Raw genomic sequence first — 13943 nt, 5'->3', positions numbered from 1 at the left:
GGTCAATAACTTCCTGTAAATGAAAAAGACTGAATTAAACCAAAAATGTATTTACCCGTTTGTGCAACATTCTGTGGATTTCTGATATTTCCTGAGATGGCACTTCCAACGAAGGCTGAAGAATTTGAAATGGTATTCAGCAACTCACGCTGTAAGAGCAACTGCAACGCTTCTGACGGATAACGTTTGGGATACACGCCTGCCTTCATTGCTGCTTTTACACCTGAATTCGAGATGCCGGGATTGCGGATACGAATAATCTCCTCTGTTAATCGCGTACGGTCGGCCCGGCTCATTTTTTGTAATAAGGAGAGCAAACTCTCAGACGATGAACGGTTAAGAAGGCGATATGTTAATGCAGCGCTTTTTAAACCCGCAGCAGCCCCGGCAAGAGAAATCGCATCCAGGGCTGTGTTGGTTGCTGTATACCACTCCTGGGAGTCCATCCACGCAACGTAGTCATCGTGATTCATAGCAATCAACGATAGTCGGCCAAGCCCATTTGCACATTGAATTCCAGTTGCTACACCACCGGCTAAAATCACAGCGGCTATAGCACCGGAAGACCCTGCAGTGAGAGGTATAGCCATACCGGCCCCTGCCGCAAGTACAACAGTAAGAATTGCGGCTCCGCAGGAAATTGCCGTTGAACCAATTTCAGTCGCCAGGGAAGGGGACTGAATCGTAGCCGTTGTTGCGTGAACGGGGTTAACTTGTGAGGCATTTACTTTGGTTATGACTACATGACTAACCGAGCTTTCGTTTGGTGTCGCAATCTTTCTTGATGGCCGTACTAGCCACTGACGTGTACCGTCTGAGTAGATAATCCCGGCCTGGCTAAAATTTCTGCTGCAGTCCAGTTGACCTGCAAGTGCTGTGAAATTTATATCGCCGCCAGAGGCAAGACCAAGACTGCGTGCGAGTTCGTAATCTGGAAGATCCTTTGAAAGTTGTCCTGTGAATGTCACTTCATCTCTCCGTCCGTGTGAAGCATTGATTGTTAATAAATCAAGAGTAAAGGTCCTGTTAACACTTAAAATTAGGAATGTTCCGAATAGTGTTCATCCCTCTCAAATCCATTAAAAATGTGATTAGGATCCTTTGTTCGTTCGACTTGCTTAGATGACACGCCTAATGCTGACACAAACCTTTCCCGGGTCAATGCAACGCCATATTTATCAGGGGGAAAAATTTCAGGAGTTAACAAAAAAAATAAGCCCGCGTAAGGGAGATTACGCAGGCTAAGGAGGTGGTTCCTGGTACAGCTAGCATTTATGGGTTATGTTTTTCAGCGGGGGGATAATACCCGTATTGAACGAAGCGGTATGTGATCCGATTCTAAGAATTATCCCAGCGTGAAAAAATCCCGTTGATTGACTATTTGCCGTGCGGATTTCGGGTATTTTCACCTTCAAAATTGCGCATCAGCAGCGCAAACTCCAGCTCTACTTCTTCAGGAACCGGCAGCCAGACCACATGGCCGTCGCCAGGTGCGACCTCAATCGCCTCACCTTTTTTGTTTTCCAGATGCTCCAGGCGGAAGTTCATGTTGCCCTGCGGCGTCATCAGCTCCAGGCTGTCGCCTTTAGTGAATTTGTTTTTTACGGCGACGGCGGCCAGCGGGCCTTTACGCTCGCCGGTGAAGTCGCCTACAAACTGCTGGCGTTCGGAAATCGAATAGCCATGCTCGTAGTTCTGGTAGTCGTCGTGGGTATGTCGACGCAGGAAACCTTCGGTATAACCGCGATGCGCCAGGCCTTCCAGCGTTTCCAGCAGGCTGGTGTCGAACGGTTTACCGGCGGCGGCATCGTCGATGGCTTTGCGATACACCTGCGCGGTACGAGCGCAGTAGTAATAGGACTTGGTGCGGCCTTCGATTTTCAGGGAGTGCACGCCCATCTGGGTTAAACGCTCCACGTGCGCGATGGCGCGCAGATCCTTCGAGTTCATGATGTAGGTGCCGTGCTCGTCTTCGAAGGCGGTCATGTACTCACCCGGACGTTTGGCTTCTTCGATCATAAACACGCTGTCGGTAGGCGCGCCGATACCCAGCGTTGGCTCAACGTTGGTGACCGGGATCGGCTCGTGTTTATGCACGATGTTACCGATGTCATCCTCTTTGCCTTCCTGAACGTTATATTCCCAGCGGCAGGCGTTGGTGCAGGTGCCCTGGTTCGGGTCACGCTTGTTGATGTAGCCAGAGAGCAGGCAGCGGCCGGAGTAGGCCATGCACAGCGCGCCGTGGACGAAGATTTCGATCTCCATATCCGGCACCTGGGTGCGGATCTCTTCGATCTCTTCGAGAGACAGCTCGCGAGACAGAATGACGCGGGTCAGCCCCATCTGCTTCCAGAATTTCACCGTTGCCCAGTTGACGGCGTTAGCCTGCACCGAGAGGTGAATGTCCATCTCCGGGAAGTTCTCCCGAACCAGCATGATTAAACCCGGGTCCGACATGATCAGCGCGTCCGGCCCCATCTCCACGACCGGCTTCAGGTCACGAATGAATGTTTTCAGCTTGGCGTTGTGCGGCGCGATGTTCACCACCACGTAGAATTTTTTGCCCAGGGCATGCGCTTCGTTGATGCCGAGCTGAAGATTCTCGTGGTTGAATTCGTTGTTACGCACGCGCAGCGAATAGCGCGGCTGGCCCGCGTAGACGGCGTCGGCACCATAGGCGAAAGCGTAACGCATATTTTGCAGCGTTCCCGCCGGGGAAAGGAGTTCCGGTTTAAACATGTTTGTTCTCGTTCTGATGACAGGTCAGATCCGCGTGCACCAGGTGCAGCGGTAAGGGGAGATCCCCCACTTTAAGGGCGGGCATTGTAGCGCTGCGGGGCGGGGAGGTAAAGCCCGGACCCCTCACCCTAACCCTCTCCCCCCTGGGGAGAGGGCAGGGTGAGGGGAGAATGTTGTCAGGCAATCCTGCAGGCATCCGCTTCCCAGCGATACCCCACGCCGTACACCGCGCGAATAAACGACTGGTCGGCGTCCAGCGCCTCCAGCTTGCGGCGCAGGTTTTTGATGTGGCTGTCGATGGTGCGGTCGGTCACCACGCGGTAATCGTCATACAGATGGTTGAGCAGCTGCTCGCGGGAAAACACTTTTCCCGGCTCGTGGGAGAGGGTTTTCAGCAGGCGGAACTCCGCGGGGGTGAGATCCAATAGTTTGCTGCGCCAGCTCGCCTGGAAGCGGCTTTCGTCGACGATCAGTGGGCTTTGTGCATCCAGCACCTGCAATTCACGCTGCGGCTTGCAGCGGCGGAGGATGGTTTTCACGCGAGCGACCACCTCCCGCGGGCTGTAAGGCTTGCAGATGTAATCGTCGGCGCCGATTTCGAGCCCCAGCAGACGGTCGATCTCTTCGATTTTGGCCGTCACCATCACGATGGGCACATCGGAGAAACGACGAATTTCCCGGCACAGGGTCAGGCCGTCAGTACCCGGCAGCATCAGATCCAGCAGGATCAGATCCGGCGGCGTCTGGCGCACGTAGGGCAGCACCTGGTCGCCGTGGCTGATAAGCGTTGGCGCATAGCTCGCGGCACGTAAATAGTCGATCAGCAGTTGCCCAAGTTTAGGCTCGTCTTCCACGATCAAAATACGCGGTGTGTTGTCGTCAATCGGTAACTCGGTCATGCTTCCCTCGATAAATCCCGTTCCAGAGGTAACTCTACTGTAATGCTAACCCCGCCAAAAGGCGAATGGGCGGCGCGGATGGTGCCACCATGCGCCTCCACAATGTTTACGCAAATCGCCAGCCCAAGGCCGGAGCCCCCGCTGGCGCGGTTGCGTGAACCTTCGGTGCGATAGAAGCGCTCGAACAGTTTTTCCAGCTGCGCATCCTTCACGCCAGGGGCGGAGTCCGCAAAGGTCAGGGCAAAGCGCCCGTTTTCCTGCTTGCCGGAGATATGCAACCCGCCGCCGCCGTCGGTGTAGCGGAGGCTGTTCTCCAGCAGATTATTGAACAGCTGCATCAGGCGATCTCTGTCGCCGAATACCACCGCGCTGTCAGGCAGCGAGAGGTTGATTTTCAGGTCACGGCTGGCGAAGCGTTCGCGGAACGCGCCGGTCACGACTTCAAGGATATTGATCACGTCGATTGGGGCTTTCTGGTAGGCCAGGGCGCCTTCATCGGACATGGAAAGCTGATGCAGATCGTCCACCAGCTTGGTCAGCGTGCCGACTTCCGCCTGTAGCGAGGCCACGGATTCGGGGGTGAACTGCCGCAAGCCGTCCTGAATCGCCTCCAGCTCGCCGCGCAGCACCGCCAGTGGGGTGCGCAGCTCGTGCGAAATGTCGGCCATAAAGTCGCGGCGCATCTGCTGGTTTTTCTCCAGCGTGCTGGCGAGCTGGTTGAAGTCCTGCGCCAGCTTGCCCAGTTCATCCTGACTGCGGGTGTCCACGCGGGTCGAGAAATCACCCGCCGCCAGCTTATGCGTGCCTTCCACCAGGCGTTTAACCGGCGCCAGCAGGCCGCGCGCCAGCGGGAAGGTGGCGAGCGCCGCAAGCAGGGTAGAAAGCGCGACAATCAGCCAGCTGGTCTGGCGCTGCTGGCGATCAAAGTTGATGTCGGTGTTGCGCGTCAGCCGCTCGACCGGCGAGGCAATAACCCAGCCCACCGTGGCGCCGTTCGAGGTGATGGCGCGCTTTGTACCGTCCGGCGGTACCGGCGAGCGTGGGCCAACGAGCACGCGCATCTCCTGATCAATCACCCAGAACTGGGTGCGCCAGCCGTGCGGCGGCATGCCCGGCCCCGGACGGTCGTCGTCATTATCGTGCTCCAGCGAGCGCAGAATTTGAAATATAAAACGATCGTTATTGCGCAGAAAACGCCAGTTACCGTGCAGGCTATACTGTTCCCCCAGCGCGTCGCTTAAGCCCTGTAAACGCTGTTCGTTACCGTGCTTAATGTAGTCAATAAAGCCGCGCTCAAAGCTGACCCGCACCGCCCAGTGCATGGTAATCAGCAGGACGATACAGGTGGCGAAAATCGCCACAAAAAGCTTACCGGTGATCCCCGGACGCCAGAATTTCATGGTGCACTCCTTTTGCCGCGTCGGATCACGACGTTTTTGGTCGTGTCATTCGGTACTCTGGCAAAGATAAAAGCGGGCAGGGCGATAATTACCGCCATGCTGAGGTAAGTGTATAAAAAGACCTGATGCGCGACGGGGGTGTCGGCGCTGAGATGGTGCTGACCGTACATGCCGAGCAGCAATCCGGCGACCGTGACCCCCACGCTCATAGAGAGCTGCATGATCATCGAGAGCAGGCTGTTACCACTGCTCGCCAGTTCGTCCGGCAGATCTTTCAGCGTCAGGGTGTTCATCGACGAGAAGCGCATGGAGTTGATGATCCCCTGGCAGAACAGCACCAGCGGCAGGATGTAGTACCAGCCCAGCAGCGCCACGGTCATAAACAGCAGACTAACCAGCGCCAGCCCGAGCGTGGCGGCCACTAGCACCCGGCGATAGCCAAAGCGGTTTACCACCTGCACCACAATACGCTTCATCCCCATGCTGCCGAGCACCATCGGGATCATCATCAGCCCGGCATGGAACGGCGAGAAGCCCATCCCAATCTGTAAAAATACCGGCGTCATAAACGGCAACATGCCGCTGCCGATGCGTCCGGCAAAGCTGCCGAACAGACCAAGACGGTAGGTGGGATTCTTGAACAGGTTCAGGCTAAACAGCGCGTTAGCGTTGCCTCTGGCATGCCACAGATACCAGAGAATGGCGGTGACACCCAGCGCTACCAGCAGGGCGAGCGACAGGGAGGAGATCCCCAGCCCTTTTTGTCCGTCGAGCGCCAGAGTGAGCGTCGCCATGCCAGCTGCCAGCAGGATGAAGCCAAGGAAATCAAAGCGCCGGGTCTGCATTTTATAGTTCGGCATCAGCGTCAGGGTGGCAATCGCGCCGATAATACCGACCGGCAGGTTGATCAGGAAGATCCAGTGCCAGGAGGCATACTCCACCAGAATACCGCCCAGCGCCGGGCCCAGCAGCGGGCCGACCTGACCGGGCAGGGTGACGAAGGTCATCGCCGCCATATACTGCGCGCGCGGAACAATTTTCATCACCGTTAACCGCCCGACGGGCACCATCATCGCGCCGCCGACGCCCTGTAGCACGCGCGCCATCACCAGCTGGTCGAGGGTATTGGCCTGGGCGCAAAACAGCGAGCCGGTGGTAAACAGCACAATGGCGGTGAAGAAGATGTTCCGTACGCCCACTTTATCCGCCAGCCAGCCGCTGGCGGGCAGCATCACGGCGACCGTCAGCACGTAGGCGACAATCACCATATGCATGTGCAGCGGGCTCTCCCCCAGGCTTTTCGCCATTGAGGGGAGGGCTGTGTTCACGATGGTCGTGTCCAGCGACTGCATAAAGAAGCCGAACGCGACGATCCACAATTGCCAGCGAACGTTACTGGGTAGGTCGGTCATTTACTCGGTCACCGTGGTTCTCTTTTTACGCGAAAAACGCAGCCGCAGGCGGTCAAAGAACAGATAGACTACCGGCGTGGTGTAGAGCGTCAGCAACTGGCTCATCACCAGGCCGCCAACGATCGTGATCCCCAGCGGCTGGCGCAGTTCAGAGCCGTCACCGCCGGATATGACCAGCGGCAGTGCGCCGAACAGCGCGGCCAGCGTAGTCATCATGATCGGGCGAAAACGCAGCAGACAGGCCTGGAATATCGCCTCGTCCGGCGTCAGGTTGCCGTTACGCTGGGCATCCAGGGCAAAGTCGACCATCATAATCGCGTTTTTCTTCACAATACCTATTAATAGCATGATCCCAATGAGCGCGATGAGGCTGAATGGAGCACCGAACAGCTCCAGCGCCAGCAGCGCCCCCACGCCCGCAGAGGGAAGCGTGGAGAGAATGGTCAACGGGTGCACGTAGCTTTCGTACAGCACGCCCAGCACGATGTACACCGTGGCAATGGCCGCCAGGATCAAAATGACCTGCGAGTTCATGGTGTCCTGGAACACCTGCGCCGTACCGGCAAAGCTGCCGCGCACGGAGGAGGGCACCCCAAGCTGGGTCATGGCGCGGTTAATGGCATCGCTGGCCTCAGACAGCGACGAGCCGGTTGGCAGGTTAAACGACACGGTCGAGGCGGCGGAAAGCCCCTGGTGGTTTACCGACAGCGGCGCGTTCGACGGCTGCCAGCTGGCGAAGTACGACAGCGGGATCGCCTTGCCGTCATCATTGATCACAAACATCTTGTCCAGCGCGCTGATGTCCTGGGTGTAGCGCGGATCAACTTCCATTACCACCTTGTACTGGTTCATCGGCTGATAGATGGTGGAGACTTCACGCTGCCCGAAGGCGTTGTTAAGCAGGCTGTTGGCCGCCTCCACGTTAATGCCCAGGCGGGCCATAGTTTCACGATCGTAGGTGAGCGCCATCTCCGCGCCGTTGTTCTGGCTGTCGGAGTTCACGTCCGCCAGCTGCGGCAGCGCGGCCAGCGCTTTACGGATCTTCGGCTCCCACTCGCGCAGGGCGGCTAAGTCATCCGAGAGCAGGGTGTACTGATAGCTGGCGTTAGCCTGTCGTCCGCCGACGCGGATATCCTGAACGGCCATCAAAAACAGGTTCGCCCCCGGCTCTTTGGCGAGCTTCACCCGCAAGCGGTCAATGATCTGCTGCGCCGTTTCGTGACGTTCACCGCGCGGCTTAAGGGTAATAAACATCATCCCGCTGTTAACGCGCGAGCCGCCGGTAAAGCCGGTAACGTTGTCTACGGCCGGATCTTCCCGGATGATTTTCATAAAGTCCTGAAGCTTGCCGCGCATCGCCTGGAACGAAATGCTCTGGTCTGCCTGAATACCGCCCATCAGCACGCCGGTATCCTGCTCCGGGAAGAAGGTTTTCGGGATGGTGATATACATCCAGACGTTGAGCCCGATGGTGGCGATAAGCACCAGCCCGACAATACGCGTGTGGTTCAGCACCCATTTCAGCGATTTGCCGTAGCCGGACTGCATCGCCATCAGGACGTGGCCAAAGCCTTTCCTGCGCGGCTGTGAGTGTGGTTGGCTGCGCTTTAGCATCCAGCCGCACATCATCGGCGTTAGCGTCAGCGAAATCACCAGTGAGATACCAATGGCGACGGAGAGCGTGACGGCAAATTCGCGCAGCAGTCGCCCCGGCAGGCCGCCCATCAGCAGCAGCGGCAGGAACACCGCCACCAGCGACAGGCTCATGGACAGGACCGTGAAGCCCACTTCGCGCGTCCCCTGAAGCGCCGCCTGGAGCGGCTTCATGCCCGCTTCCAGATGACGCGAGATATTCTCCAGCACCACGATGGCATCATCCACCACAAACCCGGTGGCAATCGTCAGCGCCATCAGCGACAGGTTGTTAAGGCTAAACCCGCACAGGTACATGGCGGCAAAGGTGCCTATCAGCGATACCGGGACCGCTACCGCCGGGATCAGCGTGGCGCGCCCCGAGCGCAGGAACAGGAACACCACCAGAATTACCAGCGCGACGGAGATGATCAGCGTTTGCTCTACCTCTTCAAGCGAGGCGCGGATGGTGGGGGAGCGGTCCTGCGCAATCTGGAGATCGATGGCCGCCGGAATGGTTTCCTGAAGCTCCGGCAGCCGCGCGCGGATGCTGTTCACCGTCTGAATGATGTTGGCTTCCGGCAGCTTGCGGATCATCAGCAAAATCGCCGGTTTGGCATTGGTCATCCCGGCGTTACGCACGTCCTGCACCGAATCGGTGACGCTGGCGACGTCGCTCAGGCGCACCGCCGCGCCGTTGTTGTAGTGAATAATCAACGGCTGATACTCGGCGGCGGTTTTCAGCTCGTCGTTGGTCTGGATTTGCCAGCGGTGGCTGCTGTCCTCAATCGCGCCCTGCGGCTTACGCACGTTGGCGTTGCTGATGGCGGATCGCACGTCGTCCAGCGACACGCCCTGATTAAACAGCGCCTGCGGATTCAGCCCCACGCGCACGGCGGGCAAGGAGCTGCCGCCGACGTCCACGTCGCCCACGCCGTCAATCTGGGCGATGGTTTGCGCCAGCTGGGTGGAGGCAAAATCGTACAGCTCGCCCTGGGAGTAGGTCTCTGACGTAAGCGTCAGGATCATGATCGGCGCATCGGACGGGTTGGCCTTGCGGTAGGTTGGACGGCTCGGCATGCCGCTCGGCAGCAGGCTTTGGGCGGCGTTAATCGCGGCCTGCACGTCGCGCGCCGCACCGTTGATATCCCGGTCGAAGTTAAATTCCAGAATGATGCGCGTGCTGCCCAGCGAACTGCTGGAGGTCATCTCGTTAACCCCGGCAATCCGCCCAAGCGATCGCTCAAGCGGCGTCGCCACCGATGAGGCCATGGTTTCCGGCGATGCGCCCGGCAGCGAGGCGCTGACCATGATCACCGGGAAATCGACCTGCGGTAGCGGGGCCACCGGCAGCAGCCGGAAGCCGAGCACGCCGCACAGGGTGATAGCGACGGAGAGTAAAATCGTCGCCACCGGACGGTAAATGAAGAGGGCGAAAAACTTCACTTACGCCTCCTCTTCACGTTTCGGGAAGCGGCTTTTTGTCCACAGGGCCAAACGGTCAAACAGCAGGTAGATAACCGGCGTGGTAAACAGCGTCAGCACCTGGCTCACCAGCAGACCGCCGACCATGCCGATGCCCAGCGGACGGCGCAGTTCGGCCCCCACGCCGGTGCTCAGCATCAGCGGCAGCGCGCCCAGCAGGGCGGCGAGAGTGGTCATCAGGATCGGGCGAAAACGCAGCAGACAGGCCTGGTAAATGGCCTCGCGCGGCGCCATACCCTGCTCGCGCTCGGCGGCCAGCGCAAAGTCGATCATCATGATGGCGTTTTTCTTCACGATGCCGATAAGCAGGATGATGCCAATTATCGCAATCACGTCCAGTTCGCTCCCCGCCAGCATCAGCGCCAGCAGCGCCCCCACGCCCGCCGTCGGCAGGGTGGAGAGGATGGTGATCGGGTGGATGAAACTCTCATACAGCACGCCAAGCACGATATACATCGCCACCACCGCCGCGACAATCAGCCAGACGGTGCTGCCCAGCGCGGCCTGGAACGCCAGCGTACTGCCCTGGAACTGGGTCTGAATATCGGACGGGAAGCTGAGTTCTTTCTCCGCGCCCAGAATGGCCTCCACCGCTTCGCCCAGCGAATACCCATCCGGCACGTTGAACGAAATGGTGGTGGACGGGAACTGATCGAGATGGTTAATCGACAGCGGGGTGTGGCGCTCTTCCACGCTGGCAATGGCGCTGAGCGGCACAATCCCGCCGTCTTTGCTGGTCAGGCGTATTGAGTCCAGCACGGCAAGCCCGGGCGTGTTCTCGGTGTTATGTTCCAGCACCACGCGATACTGGTTGGCCTGGGTGTAAATGGTGGAGATCAGTCGCTGACCAAAGGCGTTATACAGGGCGTTATCCACATCGGACATGGTAATGCCCAGACGGCTGGCGGTGTCGCGGTTGACGTTCACGTACGCCGCCAGCCCTTTATCCTGCCAGTCGCTGCTGACGTCAGAAACCTGCGGCAGTGCTTTCAGCTTATCCACCAGCTGCGGCACCCAGGTGCTGAGTGCATCAAGCGAGGTGGCCTGGAGCGTAAACTGGTACTGCGTGCGGCTCACCTGCGTATCAATGGTTAAATCCTGGATCGGTTGCAGATACAGCTCAATGCCCGGCACGCGCGCCACCGCGCTTTGCAGGCGCTCAATTACCGCGTTGACGCGATCGTCGCGGTCATCAAGCGGTTTAAGGTTAATTTGCAGGCGCGCGCTGTTGAGCGACGGGTTGGTGCCGTCCACGCCCACGTAGGCGGTCAGGCTTTCCACCGCCGGATCTTTCATGATGATCTCAGACACCTGCTGCTGGCGCTGCGCCATGTTGGCGAAGGAGACCGTCTGCGGCGCCTGAAGCGTGCCCTGAATAATGCCGTTGTCCTGAATCGGGAAGAAGCCTTTCGGAATGAAAATCCACAGCATCACGCTGAGCGCCAGGGTGCCGAGCGCCACGCCGAGCGTCGCCCAGGGATGGTTCAGGACTTTCGCCAGCACGCGGCCGTAGGCGGCGATAATGCGCTCGAACATCCGCTCGGAGGCGCGCGAGAAGCGGTTTTGCTTGCGCAAAGATTCGTGGCTCAGCATGCGGGCGCACATCATCGGCGTTAGCGTCAGCGACACCACGGCAGAGATCAGAATGGCGACCGCCAGCGTCACGGCAAACTCGCGGAACAGCCGCCCGACGATATCCCCCATAAACAGCAGCGGGATCAGCACCGCAATCAGCGAGAAGGTGAGCGAGATAATGGTAAAGCCAATTTCTCCTGCGCCCTTCAGCGCGGCGGCTAAGGGCTTTTCACCTTTTTCGATATAGCGCGAGATGTTCTCGATGACCACGATGGCATCGTCCACCACGAACCCGGTGGCGATGGTGAGCGCCATCAGCGTCAGGTTATTAATCGAAAAGTCGAGGAACACCATCACCGCAAACGTCCCGACCAGCGAGAGCGGCACGGCGACGGCGGGAATGATGGTTGCCGGAACGTTGCGCAGGAACAGGTAGATGATCATCACCACCAGCGCAATCGCCAGCATCAGCTCGAACTGGGTGTCTGACACCGAGGCGCGAATATTCGTGGTGCGGTCAGAAAGCACTTTCACGCTCACCGATTTTGGCAGGCTTTCCACCAGCTGCGGCAGCATGGTGCGAATGCTGTCGGCGGTATCAATAATGTTCGCGCCTGGCTGGCGCTGAACGTTCATGACAATCGCCTGCTGCTTATTGGCCCACGCCCCGAGCCAGCTGTTTTCCGCGCCTTGTTCGACGGTTGCCACGTCGCCCAGGCGGATCGGCGCGCCGTTTTGATAGGCCACAATCAGCTGGCGGTATTCATCGGCGGACTGCATCTGGTCGTTGGCAGAGAGCGTGACCGCACGGGTTGGGCCGTCCAGCGAGCCCTTCGCTGAGTTAACGTTGGCGCTGCTGATGGCGGTGCGAATGGTTTCGCTGGTTAACCCCAGCGCGGCAATGGCCTGGGCATTGAGCTTAACGCGCACAGCGGGGCGTTGACCGCCCGCCAGCGTCACCAGTCCCACGCCGGTCACCTGCGAAATCTTCTGCGCCACGCGGGTTTCAACCATGTCTTCCACCTGCGTCATCGGCATGGCGGAGGAGGTGACGGCAAGCGTCATGATCGGCGGGTCTGCCGGGTTCACCTTGCTGTAAACCGGTGGATTCGGCAGGTCAGACGGCAGCAGGTTAGTGGCGGCGTTAATCGCGGCCTGCACCTCCTGCTCGGCGACGTCCAGCGACAGCGTGAGCTGGAACTGAAGCGTGACGACCGAGGCGCCGCCGGAGCTCTGGGAGGACATCTGCTTCAGGCCAGACATCTGGCCAAACTGACGCTCCAGCGGGGCGGTGATGGCGGACGTCACCACATCCGGACTGGCGCCCGGATAGAGGGTGACAACCTGAATGGTCGGGTAGTCCACTTCCGGCAGCGCCGACACGGGCAGAAAACGGTAGCCAATGATCCCGGCCAGCAGGATCGCCACCATCAACAGGGTCGTCGCAACCGGACGTAAGATAAACAGGCGTGATGGCCCACCTGTAGAGCTCGGCGGCATCACCTGCATCAGGCTTTTGCTCCTGTATTCTGCGCTACCACCACCTCGACCTGCGCCCCTTCGGTCAGACGGTCAATACCGTCGGTCACGACGCGGTCGCCAGCGGACAGCCCGGCACTGATCACCACCGTCTGACTGTCCTGGATCCCGGTTTTCACCAGATGTTTGCTGACCTTGTTTTCGCTGTTCAGCACCCAGACAAAGTTACCTTCACTGCCCATTTGCAGGGCCGCCGTCGGGATCACCACGGCGTTTTCTTCTGTCGCGACCAGCATTCGCGCATTGACGAACTGATTCGGGAACAGGGCATCGTCCTGATTGTTGAAGCGTGCTTTAAGCTTGATGGTGCCGGTGGTGGTATCGATCTGGTTATCCAGGCTAAGTAGCGAACCTTCGCTCAGCTTCTGCTTGTTGGTGCGATCCCAGGCTTCAACCACCAGCGCTTTTCCGGCCTTCTGCGCCTGTATCACCGTCGCAATGTCGCTTTCCGGCAGGGTAAAGACGAGATCGATAGGGTGCGTCTGGGTGATCACCACGATGCCCGTGGTATCTCCGCTGGAGATTTGGTTGCCAATATCAACCTGTTTCAGGCCCACGCGGCCGTCAATCGGCGCGGTGATCCGGCTCCAGTCGAGCTGGAGCTGGGCGCTGGCGACCGCGGCTTCGTCGGCCTTGATGGTGCCCTGAGATTCACTGACCAGAGACTGCTGGGTATCCAGCTCCTGGCGCGACACGAGGTTGGTTTTTACCAGCTGCTGATAGCGGGCTAAATCGCGGCGGGCATTGGCGAGGGTGGCTTTGTCTTTCGCGAGCTGCCCCTGCGCCTGCGCCAGGGCCACCTTAAACTGGCTTGGGTCGATTTCCGCCAGCAGATCGCCGGCTTTCACCTGCTGGCCTTCCTGGAAGTGGATGGCCATCAGCTGACCGTCCACGCGGCTACGTACCGTCACGGTGTTGGCGGCGGTAATGGTTCCCAGCCCGGAGAGATAACGAGGCACCGCTTTATTCACCGCCGTTGCCGCCTGCACCGGTGCCAGCGCCGCGCCGCGCATACCGTGGCGCCCGCCGCCCGTTGGACGTTGTGAGGGGCTATTGGCGCCAGCAGGTGCCGTGGAGTTCGCGGACTGGCTGTGCCAGTACCAGGCGGCCAGGACCACCACAATCAGACCAACGGCGATTGCCCAGCGGGATTTGTTACTGCCTTTCATCGTTATACGTTCTCGTCCTGAAACACTTTCGGGGAATGATACTAGTTTAGTCAGGTAACACAGCGGAAAAATGGAGGAAATATGGAAGACTGT

At 58.9% G+C, this 13943-nt stretch carries 8 protein-coding genes; all 8 read right to left on the bottom strand.

The genetic code is table 11. The features are described from left to right. Nucleotides 1-2 precede the first annotated feature (2 nt). The 8 genes from L2Y28_RS14145 to L2Y28_RS14110 all read right to left on the bottom strand — a co-directional run bounded on the left by L2Y28_RS14145 (nucleotide 3) and on the right by L2Y28_RS14110 (nucleotide 13850). Nucleotides 3-968: a hypothetical protein gene (locus L2Y28_RS14145; protein ID WP_022648651.1), complete on the bottom strand. Its 966-nt coding sequence runs from the start codon at nucleotides 966-968 to the stop codon at nucleotides 3-5. A gap of 409 nt (nucleotides 969-1377) precedes the next feature. Further along, nucleotides 1378-2739, bottom strand: coding sequence for a tRNA 5-hydroxyuridine modification protein YegQ (gene yegQ, locus L2Y28_RS14140; protein WP_017383261.1), 1362 nt, complete (start codon nucleotides 2737-2739; stop codon nucleotides 1378-1380). A 176-nt stretch (nucleotides 2740-2915) separates the two neighbouring features. Then, nucleotides 2916-3638, bottom strand: coding sequence for a two-component system response regulator BaeR (baeR, locus tag L2Y28_RS14135; RefSeq protein ID WP_015572364.1), 723 nt, complete (start codon nucleotides 3636-3638; stop codon nucleotides 2916-2918). After that, nucleotides 3635-5038 carry a two-component system sensor histidine kinase BaeS gene (gene baeS, locus L2Y28_RS14130; protein WP_022648650.1) on the bottom strand — a complete coding sequence of 468 codons (1404 nt, stop codon included), beginning with the start codon at nucleotides 5036-5038 and terminating at the stop codon, nucleotides 3635-3637. Before baeS ends, baeR begins: the two co-directional genes overlap by 4 nt. Continuing rightward, nucleotides 5035-6450 carry an MFS transporter gene (locus L2Y28_RS14125; protein ID WP_022648649.1) on the bottom strand — a complete coding sequence of 472 codons (1416 nt, stop codon included), beginning with the start codon at nucleotides 6448-6450 and terminating at the stop codon, nucleotides 5035-5037. Before L2Y28_RS14125 ends, baeS begins: the two co-directional genes overlap by 4 nt. Continuing rightward, entirely contained in the window at nucleotides 6451-9528 is a 3078-nt protein-coding gene (mdtC, locus tag L2Y28_RS14120; protein ID WP_022648648.1) for a multidrug efflux RND transporter permease subunit MdtC, read from the bottom strand. It abuts the gene before it with no gap. Continuing rightward, nucleotides 9529-12651: an MdtB/MuxB family multidrug efflux RND transporter permease subunit gene (locus L2Y28_RS14115; RefSeq protein WP_022648647.1), complete on the bottom strand. Its 3123-nt coding sequence runs from the start codon at nucleotides 12649-12651 to the stop codon at nucleotides 9529-9531. Then, nucleotides 12651-13850, bottom strand: coding sequence for an MdtA/MuxA family multidrug efflux RND transporter periplasmic adaptor subunit (locus tag L2Y28_RS14110; protein ID WP_032622470.1), 1200 nt, complete (start codon nucleotides 13848-13850; stop codon nucleotides 12651-12653). The genes L2Y28_RS14115 and L2Y28_RS14110 overlap by 1 nt, the downstream gene beginning before the upstream one ends. Nucleotides 13851-13943: the final 93 nt, after the last annotated feature.

This window comes from Enterobacter sp. JH25 (genome assembly GCF_021725435.1).
In the GTDB taxonomy this organism is placed as follows: Bacteria; Pseudomonadota; Gammaproteobacteria; order Enterobacterales; family Enterobacteriaceae; genus Enterobacter; species Enterobacter intestinihominis.
Note: the sequence above shows the minus strand (reverse complement) of the source record. Positions and strands in the feature narration are given on the sequence as shown.

What these genes read in the sequence shown, in the direction of transcription:
- yegQ (WP_017383261.1), bottom strand. Translation starts at nt 2,739, where the DNA reads ATGTTTAAACCGGAACTCCTTTCCCCGGCGGGAACGCTGCAAAATATG.
- L2Y28_RS14110 (WP_032622470.1), bottom strand. Translation starts at nt 13,850, where the DNA reads ATGAAAGGCAGTAACAAATCCCGCTGGGCAATCGCCGTTGGTCTGATT.
- L2Y28_RS14115 (WP_022648647.1), bottom strand. Translation starts at nt 12,651, where the DNA reads ATGCAGGTGATGCCGCCGAGCTCTACAGGTGGGCCATCACGCCTGTTT.
- L2Y28_RS14125 (WP_022648649.1), bottom strand. Translation starts at nt 6,450, where the DNA reads ATGACCGACCTACCCAGTAACGTTCGCTGGCAATTGTGGATCGTCGCG.
- baeR (WP_015572364.1), bottom strand. Translation starts at nt 3,638, where the DNA reads ATGACCGAGTTACCGATTGACGACAACACACCGCGTATTTTGATCGTG.
- baeS (WP_022648650.1), bottom strand. Translation starts at nt 5,038, where the DNA reads ATGAAATTCTGGCGTCCGGGGATCACCGGTAAGCTTTTTGTGGCGATT.